The organism is Paenibacillus sp. D2_2 (assembly GCF_031199965.1).
GTDB lineage: Bacteria > Bacillota > Bacilli > Paenibacillales > Paenibacillaceae > Fontibacillus.
This window is the reverse complement of the sequence record NZ_CP133605.1, coordinates 636096-656826: the sequence shown is the minus strand read 5'-3', so window position 1 is coordinate 656826 and position 20731 is coordinate 636096. Positions and strand designations below refer to the sequence as shown.

Genomic DNA, 20731 nt, shown 5'->3' with positions numbered 1-20731 from the left:
ATGGAGGCAGGCTATGGATTTAACAACTATGACAAATTCCATCGTGATTCTATTGGCCAGCCTGTTGCTTATCGGTGTATTCGCAACCAAATTCTCATCCCGCTTTGGCTTGCCCGCACTCGTATTCTTCATTGCTGCAGGAATGGTTCTCAATCGATTCATCTATTTCGACAATGCGTTCTTGGCGCAATTGGTCGGAACCTTCGCCTTGATCGTCATTTTGCTGAAAGGCGGAATGCAGACGAAATTCCAGACGATCAAACCCATTATCCCAACCGCATTGTCACTAGCAACAGTAGGCGTCATTATAACTACTGTAGTCATTGGGATCTGCGCAATGTATATTCTCGATTTGTCCCTGGCAGAAGCGCTGCTGTTTGGCGCCATCGTCGGTTCAACAGATGCTGCTGCGGTATTTTCTGTGCTTAGCGGTAAAAATGTCAAAGAACGCATCTCTTCGACGCTAGAGGCAGAGTCTGGTAGCAATGATCCGATGGCTGTCTTTCTAACCGTAACACTGATCGAATGGATTCAACAGCCTAATCACGCGATTCTACCGCTTATCTTCAACTTCATCCGTGATATGGGATTCGGGCTAGTATTAGGTCTCCTGTTCGGATGGATCGCTGTGAAGGCAATCAACAACATCAATTTCAATTCTTCCGGTCTCTATCCGGTTATGGCTATCGCCTTCTCGATTCTGACGTACGGTGTCACTGCCCTACTTCACGGAAGCGGGCTTCTTGCCGTTTATGTCATGGCCCTGGTGTTGGGCAATAGCGATCTGACCCATCAGCAGTCAATTCTGCAATTTAATGAAGGTTTTGGCTGGATCATGCAAATTACGATGTTCACTTTACTCGGACTACTCGTATTTCCAAGTCAACTACCAACGATTGTACTGCCCGGCCTTGCCCTCTCTATGCTGCTCATGTTCGTCGCCCGTCCGATCGGAGTATTTATCAGCACACTCTTCACCAGACTCCCTTTTAAAGAGAAAATACTACTGTCTTGGTCTGGGTTGCGCGGAGCCGTTCCGATCGTACTCGCTACCTATCCACTGATGAGCGGGCTACCGAATGGGCCGTTATACTTCAATGTCGTCTTCTTCGTCGTACTTACATCAGCAGTCATTCAAGGGGCTACGATCTCTCCATTAGCCCAAAGACTTGGTCTCACCGATACAACGAAGAAGCCGCGTCACTCCCTGGTCGAACTCGTCGCACTGGGCAAGACGAAATCGGAGATCAACCATTTATTTGTTCTCCCGGATATGAGTGTCGTTGGCAAAGAGCTACAGGAACTTGATCTGCCTAAGGAGGCGCTTGTCACCGCAGTTATTCGCGGCGAGCAGATTGTAACCCCCCGTGGTAATACAACCATTCAAGCGGGTGATACGCTATATGTACTTGGTCCAAAAACGCAGCGTGAGAAAATCAAGCAAATTTTCATATAAGATTGGAATACGTAACCTAGAATATGAAACCTGGAATCCGGGAAGCTTCTATATAAATGAAGGACAATACTACAACATTAAAAAATAATAAATATTTCAAAAATAAATTAAAAAATTATTTAAAATCGAAGTAATCGTTTCCAATCGCTCAATACCGCGGAATATCTGATTTTGCCCATGTACAAGGGGATGTTTTATGTCACACACAGAGTGACATTTTTCACATTGCAACGTATGTTTATATGCTAAAATTCCATCGAACAAAGCTTTTGTGATTACATTCACTAAGCCATGGGACACCCAATCCCAAAGCTTCATTATTAAAAAGTTAAATACAAACTGGAGGTCATTAACATGAAAAAAGCTTCTATTATCTTGCTTAGCAGCGTATTGTTGCTCGGACTCCTTGCAGGCTGTGGTTCTAACAGCAAGAATGAAGGCGGTAATACCGCAGGCAACACAACAAACAGCAGTACAAACAGCGGCACAAACAGTAATGCAGAAGCAGGTACTTATAAAGATGGCGTATACTTCGCTAAAGGTGAAGTTGATGCGAATTCCGGTTGGCAATCCATTATGACCCTGACTGTATCCGGCGGTAAAATTACGGATGTAGAATGGAATGGAATTAGCGAAAACGCTCCTGTAGACAAGATCACTTATTCCAAAGAAGGCAAATACGGCATGAAAGCTGGCGGCGCTTCTTCCGAATGGCATGAACAAGCTGAAGCACTTGATAAATTCCTGATTGAGAAACAAGATCCAGCGGCAGTTACTTTGGACAATGAAGGTAAAACTGACGCAGTATCCGGCGTATCTATCCACGTTGGCGATTTCGTTAACCTGGCCAAAGCAGCTCTTGATGCAGGTCCAGTTGAAGTAGGTCCTTACAAAGATGGAACTTACCATGCTGAAGGCGACGCTTTCGGAAAAACTGGCTGGAAAGATACAGTTGATATCGTTGTAGCCGCAGGTAAGATCGTAAAAGCTAACTTCAGTGGCGTAAATGAAGCTGGCGAAGACAAGAAACAAGCTGTAAAAGATGGCAAATACGATATTAAAGCTGCAGGCGCTCAAGCTGGCTGGGATGAAGAAGCTGCAAAAGCTGAACAATATCTCGTTGAAAACCAAGATTCTTCCGCTCTGAAATTTAACGAAGAAGGCAAGACCGATGCGATCTCCGGTGTATCGATCTCTGTTCAATCGTTCTACGATTTGGCCAACAAAGCGCTTGAACAAGCGAAATAAGGCAATGAAACAATTCGCCTTGCGCGATTATTATTAATATAAGAAGGTGACCCTTTTGAAGAAAATTGTCGTTCTAGGCGGCGGTTACGGCGGCGTTACGACATCAAAGCATCTTGCCAAACTGTTCAAGAAAGATAAAGATGTTGAGATCCAACTGATCGATCGCAATCCTTACCACACTCTACTGACTGAATTGCATGAAGTTGCAGCAAACCGCGCTCCTGAAGATTCAGTTAAGATTGAGCTTAAGAAGATCTTCCAAGGTCAAAAAGTAGATGTTGTGCTCGATTCCATCGACAGCATCGATTTCAATGCTAAACAGCTCCATTCGGCTAACAACACCTACAAATACGACTATCTCGTTATCGGTACTGGTTGTAAGCCTACATTCTTCGGCATTCCAGGTGCTGAAGAGCATTCCCTCACATTGTGGTCCTATGAGGATGCTGTTCGTCTGAAAGATCAAGTTCGCCGTATGTTCAGCGAAGCTGCTAAAGAGACGAATGCAGCCAAACGGAAAAAAATGCTCTCCTTCATCGTTGTTGGTGCCGGATTTACCGGTGTGGAATTGATCGGTGAGTTGGCTGAGTTCCGCGATGAGCTCTGCAAGGAATTCTTCATTGATCCTAGCGAAGTTAAGCTTACCGTTGCCGATATGGCTCCGAAGATTCTGCCTATCTTACCAGATAAGCTGATCGACAAAGCCGCTAAACGTCTGAATAAGATGAATGTTGATATCATAACAAGCGCTAAAATCACAGGTGTAAAGCCATCCAGTGTTGTTCTAGGCGACAAAGAGCTTGAAGCAGACACGATCGTATGGACTGCAGGTGTCGAAGGTTCTGAACTCGTTGGCAAACTTGATGTTAAGCAAGAAGGTCGTAAACGGATCGTCACGAACGACAAGCTTCAAAGTGTGGATCATGAGAATGTCTACATTGTTGGGGATAATATCTTCTATATTCCAGAAGGCGAAACTCGTCCTGTACCACAAATGGTTGAGAACGCCGAGCAAGCTGCACCAATTATTGCTCACAACATTCATGCTGAGGTGCATAACAAGCCGAAGAAATCCTACAAGCCAGGATTCCATGGTACGATGGTATGTATCGGCAGCCGTTACGGCGTAGCGAATGTGGGTATGCCTAACAAAATGTTCATGGTCAGCGGATTCATGGCTATGTTCTGCAAGCACTTGATTAATATGTACTATCTGTTCACCGTATGCGGATTTAACAAAGTATGGACATATATGATGCATGAATTCTTCCATGTGAAGAACAACAGAAGCTTCGTAGGTGGACATTTCGCTAAGCGGTCGCCGAATTTCTGGCTCGTGCCGTTGCGTATCTTCGTTGGTTACAAATGGTTGCAAGAAGGTATCGACAAGTTACCTAAGATCTTTAAGGATCCGAATAATATCTTCTTGATCCCTGCTTCGTCTAAGGCTGGCGACGCAGTATCTGCAGCAAGTGAAGCAGCAGGTGCAGTAACGCAAACGGTAGATGCTCAATCCGCAGCATCCGCTGTAGAGAGTGCTTCAACCGCGGTAACAGCTTTGCCTGTACCAGGTTTTATCAAGAGTATCGTGAACTGGTTCATGGATATTTTCTTCTATACTTCGGATGGCGGTTTTACCGCGCTGGCAACTGTATTCCAATTCTTCATGGTGTTTGCAGAGCTTGCAATTGGTGTTTGCCTCATTCTTGGTCTGTTCACCGCAGTATCGTCGGCGTTTACAGTCGGTCTGGGCGTCATGATCTGGTCCTCCAGCATGGCTTCGACAGAGATGCTCTGGTACATGACCGCAGGCGTTGCTCTGATCGGTGGATCCGGCAGCATGTTCGGTCTGGATTACTACGTTCTCCCATGGCTTAAGAAACAATGGAAGAAGGTTCCGCTGGTTCGTAGATGGTATCTATATACGGACTGATCTTTCTTAATAAGCAATAGCAAGCAATAGTTTGTATTAGAGTAATGTGCGCCTGCCGTACATTACTCTAATTTTTAACATCGATTTATTTTGTGGATTACCATAACCGATCATAGCATTTCTCTGTATAATTACCTTTTTAAGTGTTTAGTTTACTTACATGAAATGATATTGCCGTTATAATTTCTCCAATCATAATTTCAAGCAAGAATATACCAAGTCGGTGTCAGGCTCCCTGCAATCTTACCTGCTATTTAAGTGAGTGTTCAAAGAGGCCATTAGCACCGAGAAGATTGGACTTTTTGAACTACCTCTTTAAGGAGTGTGCCCTATGGAAACGAAGCTCGTTCAAGATGCTTGTCTTTTGTTGCAGGGTGAAATTTCACCCGAAACTGGCATTCACCTCGAATTACGGCAAGAAGACATCCTGCCTATGGTCAGAGTTCTGAATCAGTACGATCTCACTCCTGTCCGCAAGCAGCGTCACTTGTCTATTTACATCGCAATCAAGCTCGCTCTTCAGAGCCATGCAGCCTCTAACGGCTGTACCGGCGAAATGCTTACACGTAAAGTGCTGAACGGCGACTATCTATACAGTCTATATGTCCAATTATGCCTGAAATGGGATGAACAAGACCTTCTCACCCATCTGGCCCCCATTGTTAAGCGGATTCAAATCAAACATGTAGAAGGAAATCCCAAAGATACGCTATTGATCGAAGGCTGGGAATGGTTCCTGCAGCTCGAAGGGAATTGTGCTCGGGCGATCCAAGCGATATAATCTCTGGTTGTCCTCCTTGCTACGACAGGAAGTATTTTAGTCAGAGGAGAGAGCCAACATGAATCTTGATCAGGCATTAGATATCTCGCTACGGGCGGTAGACCGTGAGATTCAGAACATCGTCAAATACGACAATGACGTTCCACGCTCCTCAAAGCTAGCTCAGAGCATTATCGACCAAATACGGTCCGGCGGCAAGCGGCTTCGTCCTTTGATGGTTATCGTCGGCAGTCGGTTCGGCAAACCTCAAGATAAACGCAAGATCTGGCAACTGGCAGCAGCAGCTGAGTTCATTCATGCCGCTTCATTAATCCACGATGATATCATCGATAATTCACCGCTAAGGCGTGGTCAGCCTGCGCTTCACGTTAAACTCGGCGTCAATGAGGCGCTGCATGTTGGCAATTATATGTCGGCACGAGTTGTGGAGTTAATCTCTACATATTCTGCAGAACGAGAGCGGTATGCTTACGATCTGTCCTCCTTAGTTACGACTCAGCTATGCATAGGTGAATATCAACAATTGACTCATCTGTATGATTATGATGTTACCGTCGAGGAATACATTGAGAAATCGAAGAATAAAACGGCGCAGCTTATGGCCGCCTGTCTTCGGATCGGTGCTCTCGCCGCAGGAGCGAATGATGCTACCGCAGATATGCTCTACAGCTTCGGAGAGAAGCTCGGAATCTCCTTCCAAATTCGTGATGATATTCTCGACTTCACGCAATCATCTGATAAATTAGGAAAGCCCGCTGGAAGCGATCTACGCCATGGTCAAGTTACACTCCCGGTACTATTCGCGCTTCAGAATGAATCTCTGGCTCCGATGATTAGAGCGGTCTCAGCAGAGACTCCACCTCACCTGATCGATCCCATCATCACAGCCATTCAGGAGTCCGATGCGCTCGCCAAGACTGAGCAGTTAAGCAATGGCTACCTGGACGAGGCCGCAGCCCTGATCGATCAATTAAGCGACTTTCCAGCTCACAAGGATCTGCGCGTACTGCTCCACTACTTCGGTGGCCGTGATCGTTAATCCCAGGTGAACGCTCCATTAAAATAGAAAAGAAGCTGAGTACTGATATGCTCCCATCATAGTAGATAGTAGAAAAACAAAACTTCTACTGCTACAATGATGGGAGCTTTTCTCACAGGCATAATTCATTTCGACCTGGAAGTGGGTGCCCCGACTTCCGTTCCTTTAGGTACTTCAGATATGTTAAATTAGATAATATCTATATTTACACGACACTCCCTTAGGAGAATAATATGAACTTAAAATATACACTTGATGATACACAGTGGCAAATACTCATTCAGAAGGTCGGAGAAAGCTTCAATGACCTTACGATAAAGCGTGGATTTCAATATTATAAACAAGAGCGTGTCCAGCCTGTGAAAATATCTAATCCCGAGCAAATTGAAGGCCTTGTCGAAGGCAATGATGAAGATAAATACCGCGTCACGCTCAATCTGGACTCCTTATCCGAAAGCCGTTGTACATGCCCTGTTCCGAACTACTGTAAGCATATGATTGCCGTTCTGCTTAATTACGTCAGCCAACAGGGGCGGTCCGTCCATGCCATCGTTAATGCTAATTCAACGGCGATGTTTAAGCAGACAACGATATCTTCAACACATCATGCTACCAGCTCACAGATCATAGACCATAACATGGAAGCTCAAGCTAAATTGCGGGAGCAGGCCAGCCGGATACCTTCTATGAGCATCAAAGAATGGCATGAATTATTTAAGCAGAGCGTGTCTCCAATTGGATTCAATAGCCCAAATGCGGGGTTTGCTAAGAATGCTTTGGCTTCAATCAACAACTTGCAGCCTCAGCTTTCACCTGTTGTAGAGCAGCTATTTAAACTTCATGCGCGCCTATTTGTGCTTGAGAGACTAGTACATCCCTTACAGAATTCAGGAACTCATAAAGATATTTTCATCGGGTATCACACACAGGTTGCCGCTGATGATATGCACGAAGAAGTTCAACGTATATTACGCAGCACGCTTATGATTCCGGCTGAGCCTGAGCAGTGGCCTCGTATGAGAGAGACAATAAATTACTTACGCAGTCATATGTTGGTGGAATCTAAGAATCTCCGATACTTCTCTGAAATCTATGATCAGCTCTGGTTGCAGTGGATCCACCCGAATTTGCAAGATGAGACGTTGTATACGACGGAGCTAGAACATTTAAAATCAGCTCAATCTGAACTCGGAACCACACTTTCCAAACTTCCCTGGTTGTTAGCCCAATGCCAAATGTACTTCTATTTAGCTCAAGATGGGCCGGCTTGGGAACTACTGCAACAGGCCAACAAAGGAGCGATCATCCCCCCGGGAGATTACTTCATTTCTTACATGTCCTGTCTTCAACTGAACAGTGGCCTCGGCTAAAGGATTGGCTCATCAACATCGGGCCGATGTTAAGTAGTCTTCGGGAAGAGCATCTAAAAGAGTATGTGGCTTGTTGGGACAAGGTGATTCAACACTTTCCTGATGCTGAGCAGCATCTGTGGAACAGCCTTGTCGATATGCTGCCTTATTCGAAGAACATATATGAAGAAGCTTTACTTACCCACTGTAAATGGCAGCAATGGATGGATTATCAGCTAAGCATTGGCAAGGAACCCTTAGATTTTCGTGTCAGCGTGATGCAGCCTATAGACAAAAATGCCCCAGAACTGCTCCTGCCTTTTTATCATCAGGCTGTTGAAAGATATATTCTGCTCAAGAATAGAGCTAGCTATAAAGCCGCTGTTAAGCTATTGAAAAGATTGTCCAAGCTCTACAAGAGACTGAAGCAAGAGGAACGCTGGGAGCAGTTCATCACCGCATTCGCCAGCCGCCATAGTCGGCTACGCGCACTGCAAGAGGAGCTGCGAAAGGGGAAACTGATATCATGAGCCACAATACAGAAGCCATCACAGTCCATATCAGTCTCAGCGCTTACGGAGATGCTCTTATTTACGGATCAACTCAGAGTAACAGTTATGTACCTGGATTGTACTTGAAACAACGATTGTTCGCCTGGCATGAAGCTTCTTTCTATGGTACTGAATTGGAGATTCAACAGGTCCAAGAGGTTGAAGTTATTGTTCTTCCATCCGAATACGTCCTACCCTTCTTGGCTGACCGTAAACTACTGAATCATATTGAATGGATATGGGACGAGGAAGCCTCGCAACTGATTCAGCTTGTCTCGACTTTGAATACATGCATTGAAGAGAAGAAATTTATTCCTAGCTTATCAGCTTTCCAGAAAGGAAAGCTACAGTGGACTTGGGACAAGAAAACATTGAATGCTAAGGCTAAATCCGCTTTAGAGAACATGGATAGCAGCCTTCCTAGTGATTACGATGGATTAAGCGCTGCTTTCTCATCTACCGTCTCACACCGCTACTATGGAACAGAAATAGCAGCTTCAGATTTACGAAGCGAATATCCGATGCTATTTACTAAGAATAGTGCTGTCCAAGGCTTAAATGAGCAAGCATGGCTTATTTCCATTGGTTGGAGAGCAGATACTGCACCCTTCCGTCCCCTATTGCAACTGCTGGAACCAGACGATGAAGAGCCCATTTGGCGTCTTAAGCTGGTACTACAGGATAAGTTCGATCCCTCGGTACTTATGTCAGTTCGACTTGCCGAAGATGGACATGTATCTGGTCAATGGCCGGATTCTTGGTCTAGTCATATTAAGGAGCGTTCCGCTGGATGGTTAGAGCATTTGCGTGCAAGTCTCCCCAGGGAGCAATGGGTCGGGCACATGCAGGATGTTCTCAGCAAGCCGCTGTCCGATGAGGCGGCTTGGCAGTTCTTAACGGTAGACAGCCGCCGTCTGCTTGAGGCAGGCTGGCAGGTGTTGCTTCCGGCCTGGTGGGAAGCAGCTAGCCGCAAGAAGCCAAAGCTGCGAGCTAAGGTTCGCGCGGACGAAGGAAGCGATGATCAACAAGGGAGCAAAGGTAACTCATTTTTCGGGCTGAATTCTATTATTCAATTCGACTGGCGCATTGCTATTGGTGAGACTCAGCTTACTGAAGCTGAGTTTGCCGAGCTCGTCGCTCGCAATGAACGCTTAGTTCAGTTTAGAGGACAATGGATCCCGCTTGATCCAGCCCTACTGGCACAAATTCGCCAAGCTATGGATGGCGTGGATAGCTCACAGGGATTATCCTTTCAGGATATTCTACATCTCCACCTACTGGAGAGTAGTAATCCGTCCAGTAGCGGACGATCAACTGACCAACCAGAGGAAGAGGAAGAAGAAACCTCGCAACGTATCCAGCTTGGGGTGGAGCTCAATGAACATCTGATCAAACTCATGAGCCAGCTTGGACGACAAACGGAGTGGCCAAAGCTCCCTGTTCCAAGTAAATTACAAGCAGATCTACGGACTTATCAATATGATGGTTATTCCTGGCTAGCCTTTTTGCGGCGCTTTGGTCTAGGAGCCTGCCTTGCAGATGACATGGGGCTTGGTAAGACGGTACAGTTTATTGCTTATTTATTGCACCTGCAAGAGAACCGCACCGATGGAGATACAAGGGTCCCTTCTCTCTTAATCTGTCCTACTTCGGTACTCGGTAACTGGCAGAAGGAATTAAACCGATTTGCCCCTTCACTTCGAGTCAGACTCCATTATGGTAGTGGGCGCTCTAACGAAGAGGTATTTCAAGAGGAGATCAAGCAAGCGGATGTCATCATAACCTCCTATGCCACCGCAACACTTGATCAAGAACTACTAAAGGAATTTACATGGGACTCACTATGCCTTGACGAAGCCCAAAACATCAAAAATGCCCAAACGAAGCAATCTACTGCGGTTCGTAGTTTCCCAGCCAAACATCGGATTGTGCTTACGGGAACACCGATAGAGAACCGGCTTTTCAGAGCTGTGGTCTCTCTATGACTTCATTAACCCGGGTTATTTGGGAAGTGCACGGGCGTTTAATACCCGGTTCATTCAGGCGATTGAAAAAGATCACGATGAGCAGCGCACAAGCAATCTTCAGAAATTAGTGAAGCCATTTATGCTTCGCCGTAAGAAGAAAGATCCCGCGATCCAGCTCGATTTGCCTGACAAGAATGAAATGAAAACCTATATTCAGCTTACAGGTGAACAAAGTGCACTTTATGATCAAACCGTTAACAACTTAATGAGTAAAATGAAAGAGCTAAAGGGGATCGAAAGAAAAGGAGCTATTCTAGCGACTCTCACCCATCTAAAGCAACTTTGCGATCATCCGGTATTGTTAACGAAGGATTTCTTACCGGATTCACAAGGAAAACAAGAGGATAGCTCTTTAGTAACCGAGATGTTAATCAACCGTTCGTCCAAACTGGAGCGCTTGCTCGAAATGGTCAAAGAGCTGCGAGATGAAGGCGAGCGTTGCCTGATCTTTACACAGTATATTGGTATGGGAGAAATACTGAAGCATGTTCTTATGCAAGAGCTAGGAGAACCTGTGCTCTACCTGAATGGTAGTACGTCAAAAACGGCACGTGACCGGATGATTGATCAGTTCCAATCTCAAACCTTGCCGCCTGATGAACAGCCCAGCGTATTTATACTTTCGATTAAAGCAGGGGGCGTAGGCCTTAATCTTACGGCTGCGAATCATGTCTTCCACTTCGACCGTTGGTGGAATCCGGCTGTGGAGAATCAGGCTACCGACCGCGCTTATCGGATGGGTCAGACCAAAGATGTACAGGTGCACAAGTTCATCTCCCTTGGTACGCTTGAAGAGCGCATTGATGAGATGCTCGAGAACAAACAGCAGCTCAGTGACAATGTGATATCCAGCACGGAAAGCTGGATCACCGAATTATCAACCGAAGCACTCAAAGACCTGTTCACATTACGTCGTGATTTTGTCTGATGACATCATGTGACTCGTACGCCAAAGAGCAGATCATAGGAGATTATCCTTGATCTGCTCTTTACCGTTTCCGGTCTATTCGTTGCAATCATTATTTCGCCCAAAGTTTCCACCGGACCTGTGTCATTAGTTCAATAAATATACCCTACAGCAAATAAAAGTCAGCCACCGTACAGAACAGAATAACCATACTGATAACCTGATTCAAATTGTACGAGGCGACGTTCATCCGCTTCCGGTTCGACGGCTTGATAATTTTATGCTCTACCATCAGTAGGGCTATTGCAATAATGATACCTAACATGTACAGCCAGCCTAAATGACGAATCGGAATTAAGACTACGAGCAGCAGTACCATTATGGAATGGAGGCCTGCCGCAATCCGCAGTCCATTCTTTAATCCGAAGAAGCTTGGTATGGACCATAGTCCATGGCTGCGGTCAAAATCGATATCTTGCGATCCATATATGATGTCGAAGCCAGCTATCCATAGCATTACGATCGTGCCGAGAATAAACGGCGTAAAGGCAAACTTCCCGGTTACAGCGAACCAGGCTCCTATCGGCGCCGAAGCAATTGTAAAACCTAAGTACAGATGGCTCAGGAAGGTAAACCGTTTCGTATACGAATAGGATGAGATCAAAAAGATTGCTACCGGTGATAAAATAAAGCAAAGCAGATTTAGCATCGCGGCGGCAAAAATAAATATCGCATAATTGACGGCAACGAAGATAAGAACTTCCTTAGCGTCAAGCAACCGTCTCGGCAGATGACGATGAGCCGTCCTCGGATTCTGCTCATCAAAGACACGATCCACGACGCGATTGAAGGCATTTGCTCCGTTCCTCGCAGCGACTAGTGCGATCAGCCCCCAGAGCATGATACGGCCGGAAGGAAGCCCTCCAGCGGCCCATATCATCGAGATAATCGCAAATGGCAACGAGAACAGAGTATGCGAGAACATAACCAGTTCCCCATACAGTTTAATCTTCGAGCCGATTTTTCTGGCGTACTCCATTGTATGTCACTCTCCTTCATATTCCACATTGACGCTTATGAGCATAGCGGTTCAAGATGGAATAGTTCTTGACTCTAGCCCAACACGATTCGCAGCGAAGAACGCAATGCGTTAAGCATTTCTTCAACGTCCTGCGCCGTAATAACAAGCGGCGGCTGGAAAGCCAACACGTTGCGACCTACGCCATTCTTGCCAATAATGAAGCCGCGATCCTTCATTTCCTCAAGCACCTCATCGACTAAGACGGCTCCGCGTGCCGGATCATCGGCGCATAACTCAGCCCCGATCATAAGACCAGCTCCACGCACATCAGATATCTCCGTATACTGCTCAGCGAGCTGCTTCAGGCCTACTAGAAGCTGTTCACCGAGCTTAGTCGAATGCTCTGCCATATGATTTGCTTCGATATAATCGAGGACGGCCAGACCGGTTACAGAAGATACTGGATTACCTCCGAATGTAGATGCAGATGGGCGTGTAAAGCTCGCGGCAATCTCATCCGTAGAAGCAAACGCGGCGATTGGAATACCGCTACCCAGTGCTTTGGCCATTGTTATAATGTCCGGTACAACTCCCCAGCGGCTCATAGCGAACATCTCTCCGGTACGTCCAAACCCGGTCTGTATTTCATCATCGATCATGAGCACGCCATATTGCTCCAAGAGTGCCTTCACTTCAGGGAAATACCAGTCTGGTGGCACGATAATTCCGCCATTCCCTTGGATTGGTTCAACGAGCATGGCAGCGATAGAATCCCCTTTCTCAGCCAGAACGGCCTTCAAGGCGTCGATGGAACGACGGGCCGCCTCATCGGGGCTAACGCCATATTCATACGGACGAGGAATGAATGCTACATCCTCTGCATCCAATTGCGGGTCCGCCCGCCACATGCTCAGTCCAGTTACGCTCATCGTCAAATAAGTACGACCGTGCAGGCCCTGCTCCAATGCAATGAAGCCCTTCCGCCCAGTATAGAGACGTGCAAGCAGCATTGCACCTTCATTAGCTTCCGAGCCGCTGTTCACGAAGAAGGTTCTGCGCAGCTTCCCTGGAAGCACTTCAGACAGACGCTCCGCGAGATCGACATTCGGCTGGGTCAGATACAACGTACAAGTGTGCTGTAGTGACTTCAATTGCTCTGCGGTACGTGCAGCAATCTCTGGATTGCAGTGTCCGCTAGCGCAGACCGAGACACCTGCGAAAAAGTCAGTATATCGCTTGCCATCATGTCCGTATAGATATTGCATCTCTCCTTTAACGATCTGCGGAGGATTGCGATAGAAATAGCCCGTACAAGGATAAAAATACTGTCCGCGTTTGTCCAGAATACCTTCTGGTCCGATATATTGATGCATATTATTATGCTCCTTCCGATTGAATCTCACGGATTTCTAAAAGATGTAGTTCAAAAAGTGCTTTTGATCTGGCATTATTCGATGAAATTTGTGAAAAATTTCCCATATATTCTGAAGTTGTTGCTCTAAACCGACGCTGGTTCCTTCTTCGCTTCCGAATCTGTGTCTTCCAGTCCGCGACTCTTGCCAATATCTCCGCCATCGAACTGCAGCGCTCCCAGTGTATATCCAGCATATACCGGATTCATCTCATCGAAGCGTTCTACTGCTGTATCTGGATTAGCAATTGCGGCTTTATATGCACTCACAATCTTCTGTAATTGCTCCGGTTTGTATGTCGCACCTTCGATTCGGAATACAGACAACCCTGCTTCAAGCAGTTCACGTACAACCGGCATGAGGTTCAGTTCTTTGGCCATCATCAAGTGGCATCGACCGTATACATCACGATATACCGGATTCTCACCCTTATCTGTCTTCATAACAAGAATGTTATTATCCACGAAATGATTCTCTTCTTCACCGATCGGTTGGTATACCTCCGTGTTCTCATACAGATCATGCTCCATATACATCATTGCCGGAGAACCATGCACGATGGCCTCGATCGGCAGCTCCGTATGATCCAATATTGCAGCCAGATCGTTCAACGGTAACTCCATCGAAGCAGTTAGTCGCTCTACTCCGAGACGATGGTAGAACTCAGCAGAGATGCGATTATAGACATTTAGGTTGAAGTCACCAATCAACGGATACCCTGCGTTCGCAAATTTATGAATAGCACCGAGATTTGTAACCATAATGCCATCGATCTGCAGCCGTTCGCCAGTGATAAGCCCTTCATACATTTCGAATTGCAGTTCATTCATCATACGTGGCAAGCAGAGATATATTTTCGCCTTGCCCTTGATGTTAGCCAATTCATTAATTTCTACTCTGGTAAACGCATGATCTGGTTCAAACACATCACCTGACAAGTAGATATGATCCGCACCTGCCGCAAGGGCCGCTTTCGCCTGAGCTACGTTGTTCACATGAACGGATACTTCCGCTACTGTCGTAGACGGTTTACGGACCTCTGCAAGCTTGCTGCGAATATCCGCCACTCTCTTCTCACTTAGCTCCCTCTCAGCAGTAGGAGTGCTGAATACTTTGCCTGTGCTGTAGAATTTGCCGGTTCCTTCATATCGCCTGTTAATATTCGATAGTCCAGGGGTGCCGAATGCATATGCGGTAGAGAAATCACGCTTTCGATTCTCGAAGAGAAGCTTCGAATCCCGTGTCCGTTCGAACCCAATCGGGTCAGCTATATAACGATCAATCGCATCGCCGTAAGCATTGACCAGCATCAGTACGAATTCAGTATCTCTCATGCGGCCCTCAATTTTGAAGGAAGTAATTCCACCATGAATCAATTCAGGGATGTTCTCATACATATACATATCCTTGACGGCCAGAGGATATTCAGCTGGATAGATGTATCCGTCCTTCTTGATGCGGTAATCCCACCGGCATGGCTTCATGCATTTACCGCGGTTACTGCTCATTCCGAATACCATGGAACTGAAATAGCAGTTCGCCCCATGTACCGAACACATATCGCCATGTACGAAATATTCGATCTCGATTCCCGTCACTGCGTTGAGATAACGAGTATTTTGCAAATCCATCTCTCTGGAAGCAACCACTCGCGTTACTCCCAAATCTTGCAGCGCCTTCACCATCTCGATATTGTGCACATTCATCATAATCGAGGAATGGACCTCTAGCGATAGATTCATCTCTTTGATTAATTCCAGAATCGCGAAGTCCTGGACAATGAGTCCATCCGGGCAGGCATTATCTAGGAACTGCAAATAATCGCGCGCCTCATCAAGCTCGTTCTCATTTAACAGATTGTTGACGGTAATGTACACTTTTTTACCTAATGAGTGCGCGATCTTGGTGGCCTCTACAATCTCTTCCCGTGTAAAATTATACCCTTTACGCATCAGGCGCATGTTCAAGCTCGGTCCCCGAAATATACCGCATCACAATTTGCTTGAATCACTTCCTTGAAAATTTCGAACGTCCCTACCGGCGCAAGTAACTCAACTTCTTTTCCATTAAAATAACGTGCCATGACGTTTCCCCTCCAGCCCTAATATGTTTATAGTGCATGTTCACAAAGTCCGGTTTTGAATAACCTCTTATATAAATCGATATGTCAGAACGACCGCAACCAAAAGTACATAGCTCAGAACAAACAAGGTATCCTGAGCCCGCCACGTAAGCAGATGATATTCTGAGCGAGGTGCGCCGACGATATAGCCTCTTGATTCCATCGACAGTACTAATTCTTCTGCCCGACGGAACGCGCTGACCGTCACCGGGTACGAGCAGGGATAAGAGCAGCTTCCCCTTCTCCTTCCATGGCAGTTCTTTAATATCTGCACCGCGTGCCGCTTGTGCTTTAAGTATTTTCTGTGTCTCATCGAGAATGGTCGGTATGAACCGCAGTGAGATGCTCATCATTAGCGTCAGACGCTGAGTTTTGATGCCTATCTTCTGCAACGGCTTCAACACCCCATCCAGCCCCTGATTAAGCAAGCCCGGCGTCGTCGTAAACGTAAGAATTGCCGTGAAGGACACAAGCAGTGCCATTCTCGCAGCGGCGATAAATCCGCTCTTCAAGCCTTCGGTATAGAGTGCCCAGTTACCAATCCGCAGAACGACATCTCCACCCTCTATCGTTACGCTCTGGACTATAAAGATAAAGACCATAAGTACCCACAGTGGCTTGGCGGCTTTTACAAAATACTTCAGTGGAATCCGCGTCGCTAGCATGTACGCGAGCGAGAAGACCGCTGTAAGCAACAGCATCCACCAGGAATTAACAGCGATGATCGCGATTAGATAGAGGATCATCCCTGTAATCTTGGCTCGTGGGTCAAGCTGGTGGATCGAAGACCCCGTATCGATACAGCGTCCAAATAACAGCTTATCCCGCATCGTCAGCCCCTCCTCCCGCGACGGATGAGCCTTAAATAACCCGGCTATCCGCTCGGCGATCGCCTCAGCGCTGAAGCACGGCTCTTCATGCTCCAGACCGAATCTGGATGCGATCTGGCTCCAGATGCGAATACACTCTGGAAGAGCGAGTCCCGCCTCCGTTAGACGCCGCTCTTCACGAGCCAGTTCTGACGGAGGTCCCTGGAATATAGTTTGGCCGTCCTTCATAACGATCCAGGCTTCTGCGTAAGGCAGCATCTCTTCAATACGATGTGTGACGACGATGACCGTCTTACCCTCTTCACGCTGCAACCGAGAGAGAAGCTGTGCAAGCTCGGCCCGACTCTGCGGATCCAGTGTGGCCGTCGGCTCATCCAGAGCGATGATATCCGGCTCCATCGTAAGAATCGAGGCGATTGCCACCTTGCGCATCTGCCCGCCGCTAAGATGAAATGGGTTACGCGGCAGGAACGAATCATCCAGCCCCAGTAGAGCCAACGCCCGGCTGGCTCGCTCCTTCGCTTCCTCCAGCGGAACCCCGAAGTTGAGCGGTCCGAAGCAGAGATCCTTCTCGACCGTGTCCTCGAATAATTGCTGTTCTGGGAATTGGAATACAAGTCCTACACGCCGCCGTAGTTCACGCAGCGGCCCTTTGTCTCCTGGCTCGATTGTGAAATCTAGCACTTTCACTTTTCCCGTGGTAGGCTTCAATATCCCATTAAGATGCTGAAGTAGTGTAGATTTGCCAGAGCCAGTAATTCCCGCGATGCCTACGAAGCTACCGGGCGCAATCTGGATATTTACATTCTCCAATGCGCCATGCCTCCATAGACTACGGTCATCATAAGCGAAGCTTACTTGCTCGAAATGAATTGCCATAGCTGCTCGCTCACCTCCTCAATGTCATTGCCAGGCTCGAGAGTAATGCCCCGCCTGCCTAATTCCTGAAGCAGTCGTACCCGAAACGGGGCAGTCAGTCGACAAGAGGTTAGCAACTCTTTATTAGCGAACAGCTCCATCGGGCTTACATCTGCTGCGATTCCCCCATCCTTTAGGACGATCGCTCGGTCAGAGGCAAGAATCTCCTCAGCGTCATGTGTAATCGAGATGATCGTATATTCGCCGCTTCTACTCATTTCTCGCATGATAGACTGTAGTTCCCCACGTGCCTTCTCATCGAGCATTGACGAGGCTTCATCAAAAATAACGATGCCCGGCTCCATGGCCAATATCGCAGCAACGGCCACCCGTTGTTTCTGCCCTCCGGATAGCTCCGCGGGGTGCTTAGACAACAGATGACCGATTTCTAATTTCTCAGCATAACGTCTTACCCGTTCCACCATCTCTTCTCTAGGCAAGCAACGCCCCTCTAGACCGAAGGCGATATCCTCCTCTACGGTCGCACCGATAAACTGATTGTCCGGATTCTGAAACACCATGCCAATTCGTGGCCTAATGCGGGTAATCGTATCCTGGTTAAGTTCAGTGCCTTCTACATAAATTTTGCCGGTGTTTGCGGCAAGTAGCCCGCCGAGCAATTTCGCGAGCGTCGACTTACCGCTGCCATTGGCTCCAACGAGAGTCACCCAGCTTCCTGCTGTAATACGCAGATCGATATTATCGAGAATTTGCTGCTGCGGATGATAGGCAAAGGACACCTGCTGTATTTCATAAGCCAGTACTGTGTCTCCCATTTCACTCTTCTCCTTTTCAACCTTCTCATGCAGTCAGCGTCTATGTATCTGACCGACCACAAACTGCTGCTATGCTAAAAATCCTTCGAACAAGGACAGCTTCGATAAGGAAGGAATCAGATATTTAACGGCAATGCCTACCGCGATACCTGTAAGTACCCCCATAATCAGCAGCATCGGCAAATAGTAGAATATTTTCGACGTGTTGAAATATATACAAGCCGCGGTCAATTGCCCGATATTATGAGCGATCCCGCCAATGATGCTGATACCGATGAAGCTAAGCTTGTCTCGACCGACCAACAGCAAGAACCACATCGCTACAAAGCTGAATAACGCCCCCATAATACTAAATAGGAAGCTTGAGAATGTGCCGAAGATAAAAGCCGTTAGTAATGTCTTAAGCAGTACCATCATCATGGCATCCCGAGCTCGTAGGAAATATAGGCAAGTTAACACCATAATATTTGCAAGTCCCAGCTTAGCGCCGGGAACACTCATATTAAGGGGAATCAAGGATTCAACCAAGCTAAGCACGACAGCAACCGCAGCGAAGATAGCTATGATAACTGTTCTTTTAAGCGCGATATTAGATTGCTCATTTAACCGTTGCATCGATACCATCCTCCTCTGACGGACCTTCGATCTCGACCATCAGCTTATGCGGCAGACAGATAATCGTACCTCCCGTTCGATCCACAAATCCGAAAGAAAGACATACTTTATCAGGGCAATCCGCATCAAACATTTCAATGCCATAATCGTGAATTTTTAAAATATTAAGCCCGTGTTCATTTTTCACTTCCACGGTTTGCTCTTCTTTAGTAAGAGTTACCTCTTTAAATAATTTCCCATCGACCGTAATTTTAGCAGTCCGAAGTTCGTTGTGATTTTTTTCACTTGCATCTCGATCGAACCAGCGGGGAATAATAAATGCCAATGCAATAACTACGACTAATCCAATTAAAAGGATGTCTCCGCGTTTCATGTGCAACTCCTTATTTCCTTATTTTTGAATAATATAAATCTTAGATGAACTTATTATACATGTAACTTTCATCACATAAGTGTGATAAATGTCTCATCCAACGCCTATTCACAAAATAATCATTTAAATTTGAAGTTTTTTTCAATTGTGAAAATTTGTACTTTTAGTGCTGTTTCATTTCTGCTACAATCAAGGACGTTAAATGACAGGCAGAAAAGAGGTAAATCCGATGAATATGAAAAAAGCAGCTATTTTACTGTTAACAATGTCTATCGTAGGGTCACTTCTTGCAGGCTGTGGAAGTTCAGGAAATAAATCAACTCCGGGCTCCAGCAGTGAATCGCAGAATCAAACCGTTGAACCTATGAAGGAAACCTACTTTATCTTTGATACAGTAGTTAATATCAAGATTTATGATAATCGAGCTACCAAGAAAAATCTTGATGATCTCGGAGCACTGCTTAAAAAGATCGACAATCAGATCAGCAGAACGAACGAGAACAGTGAGATATACAAAGTTAATAGAAACGCCGGGATCGCTCCAGTAGAAGTGTCCAAGCAAACTTTTGATCTTGTTGCCTATGCTGTCGAATATGCCAAGAAGTCGGAAGGATTGCTCGACCCGACAATCGGTAGGCTCGTTGATCTATGGAATATCGGCCATGAAGGAGCCCATGTTCCTAAACCCGAGGATATTGTCGCCATGCAGAAGCTGTGTGACTACCGGAAGCTTGAACTGAACGAAGCCAAGCATGAGCTGTACCTAACAGAAAAAGGCTTGGAAATCGATCTCGGTTCCTATGGTAAAGGCTACGCCGCTGACCTTGTATACGATTATTTGAAGGATCAGGGCTTTAATAGTGCGATTATCGATTTGGGTGGCAACGTTTATGCCATGGGCCAGAAGCCCGGCGGCAAGGATTGGAATATCGGCATTCAGGATCCTGATCAGGAGCGAGGTAAACCAATCGGCACTGTTCCCGTGAATGATAAGACTGTCGTTACCGCAGGAATATACGAGCGTTATTTCGTCGAGAATGGCAAAATGTACCCGCATATCCTTGATCCTAAGACGGGCTATCCGGTTGATAACAACATCAGCAGTGTTACACTCATTACCGACAGTTCAACTTTAGCTGATACGGTAGACACTGCACTGGTCCTCATGGGTGTAGAAAAAGGATTGAAGTTTGCCGAGACTATTCCTAACATTGAGGTTCTGTTCATTACGAAAGACAAGAAGCTGTATGCTACACCTGGATTCAAAAAGCTGTTGAACAAGACAAATGATGACTACACGTACGCAAACTAAACCAAAGAGCTCACTAAAAGCCACTATATGATTATACACTATCCCGGCGGTTCTTCTATAC

14 protein-coding genes and 2 pseudogenes are annotated in these 20731 nt (G+C 46.4%); 9 read left to right on the top strand and 7 right to left on the bottom strand.

The window, feature by feature from the left end; genetic code table 11:
* The first annotated feature begins 13 nt into the window (after positions 1-13).
* The 8 genes and pseudogenes from RE628_RS03110 to RE628_RS03075 all read left to right on the top strand — a co-directional run bounded on the left by RE628_RS03110 (position 14) and on the right by RE628_RS03075 (position 11312).
* Positions 14-1456 (top strand): potassium/proton antiporter, encoded by a 1443-nt coding sequence (locus RE628_RS03110; RefSeq protein ID WP_309157369.1) that lies wholly within the window; start codon positions 14-16, stop codon positions 1454-1456.
* Positions 1457-1810: 354 nt separating this feature from the next.
* Positions 1811-2704, top strand: a complete 894-nt coding sequence (locus RE628_RS03105) for an FMN-binding protein (protein ID WP_309157368.1) — start codon at positions 1811-1813, stop codon at positions 2702-2704.
* Between the two features lie 55 nt (positions 2705-2759).
* Positions 2760-4637 carry an NAD(P)/FAD-dependent oxidoreductase gene (locus tag RE628_RS03100; RefSeq protein WP_309157366.1) on the top strand — a complete coding sequence of 626 codons (1878 nt, stop codon included), beginning with the start codon at positions 2760-2762 and terminating at the stop codon, positions 4635-4637.
* A gap of 331 nt (positions 4638-4968) precedes the next feature.
* The gene (locus RE628_RS03095; protein ID WP_309157365.1) at positions 4969-5418 is read left to right on the top strand and encodes a hypothetical protein; all 450 of its coding nucleotides are present in this window, start codon (positions 4969-4971) and stop codon (positions 5416-5418) included.
* Positions 5419-5476: 58 nt separating this feature from the next.
* On the top strand, positions 5477-6457 hold the full coding sequence (locus RE628_RS03090; RefSeq protein ID WP_309157364.1) for a polyprenyl synthetase family protein: 981 nt from the start codon (positions 5477-5479) through the stop codon (positions 6455-6457).
* Positions 6458-6690: 233 nt separating this feature from the next.
* Positions 6691-7827: an SWIM zinc finger family protein gene (locus RE628_RS03085; RefSeq protein WP_309157363.1), complete on the top strand. Its 1137-nt coding sequence runs from the start codon at positions 6691-6693 to the stop codon at positions 7825-7827.
* A 26-nt stretch (positions 7828-7853) separates the two neighbouring features.
* Entirely contained in the window at positions 7854-8336 is a 483-nt protein-coding gene (locus RE628_RS03080) for a hypothetical protein (protein ID WP_309157362.1), read from the top strand.
* Positions 8333-11312, top strand: a pseudogene (locus RE628_RS03075) (DEAD/DEAH box helicase). The gene RE628_RS03080 and the pseudogene RE628_RS03075 overlap by 4 nt, the downstream one beginning before the upstream one ends.
* Before the next feature lie 145 nt (positions 11313-11457).
* Here the strand turns inward: RE628_RS03075 and RE628_RS03070 are convergent.
* The 7 genes and pseudogenes from RE628_RS03070 to RE628_RS03040 form a co-directional block, all read right to left on the bottom strand.
* A complete protein-coding gene (locus RE628_RS03070; RefSeq protein WP_309157361.1) occupies positions 11458-12330 on the bottom strand; it encodes a UbiA-like polyprenyltransferase in 873 nt (290 codons plus the stop codon).
* Between the two features lie 74 nt (positions 12331-12404).
* Positions 12405-13685: an aspartate aminotransferase family protein gene (locus tag RE628_RS03065; RefSeq protein WP_309157360.1), complete on the bottom strand. Its 1281-nt coding sequence runs from the start codon at positions 13683-13685 to the stop codon at positions 12405-12407.
* A 125-nt stretch (positions 13686-13810) separates the two neighbouring features.
* Positions 13811-15807 (bottom strand): annotated as a pseudogene (locus RE628_RS03060) (peptidase U32 family protein).
* Positions 15759-17555 (bottom strand): ATP-binding cassette domain-containing protein, encoded by a 1797-nt coding sequence (locus tag RE628_RS03055; protein ID WP_309157359.1) that lies wholly within the window; start codon positions 17553-17555, stop codon positions 15759-15761. The pseudogene RE628_RS03060 and the gene RE628_RS03055 overlap by 49 nt, the downstream one beginning before the upstream one ends.
* A complete protein-coding gene (locus RE628_RS03050) occupies positions 17531-18370 on the bottom strand; it encodes an energy-coupling factor transporter ATPase (protein ID WP_309157358.1) in 840 nt (279 codons plus the stop codon). The genes RE628_RS03055 and RE628_RS03050 overlap by 25 nt, the downstream gene beginning before the upstream one ends.
* A 69-nt stretch (positions 18371-18439) precedes the next feature.
* Positions 18440-18985, bottom strand: coding sequence for a Gx transporter family protein (locus RE628_RS03045; RefSeq protein WP_309157357.1), 546 nt, complete (start codon positions 18983-18985; stop codon positions 18440-18442).
* Positions 18969-19358, bottom strand: a complete 390-nt coding sequence (locus RE628_RS03040; protein ID WP_309157356.1) for a NusG domain II-containing protein — start codon at positions 19356-19358, stop codon at positions 18969-18971. Before RE628_RS03040 ends, RE628_RS03045 begins: the two co-directional genes overlap by 17 nt.
* Before the next feature lie 229 nt (positions 19359-19587).
* Between RE628_RS03040 and RE628_RS03035 the strand changes: the two genes are divergently transcribed.
* Positions 19588-20670, top strand: a complete 1083-nt coding sequence (locus RE628_RS03035; protein ID WP_309157355.1) for an FAD:protein FMN transferase — start codon at positions 19588-19590, stop codon at positions 20668-20670.
* Positions 20671-20731 lie beyond the last annotated feature (61 nt).